We start from the raw sequence: 2,084 nt of genomic DNA, 5'->3' as shown, positions 1-2,084 counted from the left end.
TCAGGTGTACCACCCAAGGATGCAAACAACATTGTTGTTGTTACCTCTTCGCCTTCACAGATTGTAAGTGTTCCGTTCTCTCCTGCATCTGGGCTGTCAACCACTATTACGGTCACTACTGAAACAGCATCTTCTGTACATGGTGCATTCGCTGCTACCGTGTATGTCCACGTGCCATCTCCGTTATCATTCCAAGTACCGTCTGCATCAGGTGTACCACCCAAAGAAGCAAACAATAGCTCGTCGGTTACTGATTCACCTTCACAGATCGTAAGCGTTCCGTTCTCTCCTGCATCTGGGTTGTCAACCACTACTACTGTCACTACCGAAACAGCTTCTTCTGTACATGGTGCATTCGCTGCTACCGTGTATGTCCACGTACCGTCTCCGTTATCATTCCAAGTACCGTCTGCATCAGGTGTACCACCCAAAGAAGCAAACAATAGCTCGTCGGTTACTGCTTCACCTTCACAGATCGTAAGCGTTCCGTTCTCTCCTGCATCTGGGTTGTCAACCACTACTACTGTCACTACCGAAACAGCTTCTTCTGTACATGGTGCATTCGCTGCTACCGTATATGTCCACGTACCGTCTCCGTTATCTGTCCATTCTCCATCAGCATCAGGGGTGCCGCCCAAGGATGCAAACAACATCGCTGTTGTAATTTCTTCGCCTTCACAGATCGTAAGCGTTCCGTTCTCTCCTGCATCTGGACTGTCAATTACTACTACTGTCACCACCGAAACAGCTTCTTCTGTACATGGAGCAGTTGCTGCTACCGTGTATGTCCAAGTGCCATCTCCGTTATCTGTCCAAGTACCATCAGCATCAGGGGTGCCGCCCAAAGAGGCAAACAACATTGTTGTTGTTACCTCTTCGCCTTCACAGATCGTAAGTGTTCCGTTCTCTCCTGCATCTGGACTGTCAACCACTATTATTGTCACTACCGAAACAGCGTCTTCTGTACATGGAGCAGTTGCTGCTACCGTGTAAGTCCACATACCGTCTCCGTTATCTGTCCAAGTACCGTCTGCATCAGGTGTACCGCCCAAGGAATCAAACAACATCGCTGTTGTAATTTCTTCGCCTTCACAGATTGTAAGTGTTCCGTTCTCTCCTGCATCTGGGCTATCTACAACTTCAACTGTCACTACCGAAACAGCTTCTTCTGTACATGGTGCATTCGCTGCTACCGTGTAGGTCCACGTGCCATCTCCGTTATCATTCCAAGTACCGTCTGCATCAGGTGTACCACCCAAAGAAGCAAACAATAGCTCTTCGGTTACTGCTTCGCCTTCACAGATCGTAAGTGTTCCGTTCTCTCCAGCATCTGGGCTGTCAATTACTATCAATGTAAACACCTGAGAAAGTTCAGTTTCGTTTCCACATGCATCGGCAATAGTATAAGTCCTGGTTACAGTTTCAGAAATTGTACCCGATGCCACATCAGTACTCGATAAAGTCAAATCAGCAGTCGCTGTACAATTATCCGTGATCGTCAAACCAAGCTCTTCTAATTCAGCAATCGTAGTTGCAGCAGTAGGCATATCAGCTACTTCACAGCCCTCTACTTCCTGATCATCCAAGCTCCCTACAATCTCAGGAGCTGTGGTATCTTCTATCGTAAATATTTGATCACAGGTATGGATACTCAATTCAGTATCCTCACCCGCATCTCTTACACCATTCCCATTGGTATCTTCATATTCTGTGATGGTGTAGGTTCTCGTCACTGTTTGTGAGCAAGTACCATCATCAGCGCTATTGCTTGCGGTAATTTCGATGACACCGCAAGGAATATCTCCTATCGAACCGTCACCATTTCCTAAGGCCTCAAATTCTGCAACAGTAAAAATCTCTTGTGTTGGCAAATCACTATAGCATTGGAGAGTTTCGGGCTCAAAAGTTGGACAAGTAACTTCAAAAACACAACACACAGGTGAAGCCCCCGTCAACTCAATCGGAGCACAATTACCCGCATCTGAGATGCTTATATTATAATTTGTACCTGAGACTATAGGATCTGAGGTCCAAGTATGTGTACCATCACCATTGTCTGTCCAAGCACCTGCGCCTCCTGTTCC

At 46.7% G+C, this 2,084-nt stretch carries 1 protein-coding gene; it reads right to left on the bottom strand.

Features of this window, described 5'->3' with window-relative positions:
* Positions 1-2,084, bottom strand: a 2,084-nt coding sequence (locus CLW00_RS21495; RefSeq protein ID WP_170073267.1) for a hypothetical protein, incomplete at both ends; no start/stop codon positions are given.

The sequence above is a fragment of the Mongoliibacter ruber genome (assembly GCF_003003005.1).
GTDB classification, from domain to species: domain Bacteria; phylum Bacteroidota; class Bacteroidia; order Cytophagales; family Cyclobacteriaceae; genus Mongoliibacter; species Mongoliibacter ruber.
Note: the sequence above shows the minus strand (reverse complement) of the source record. Positions and strands in the feature narration are given on the sequence as shown.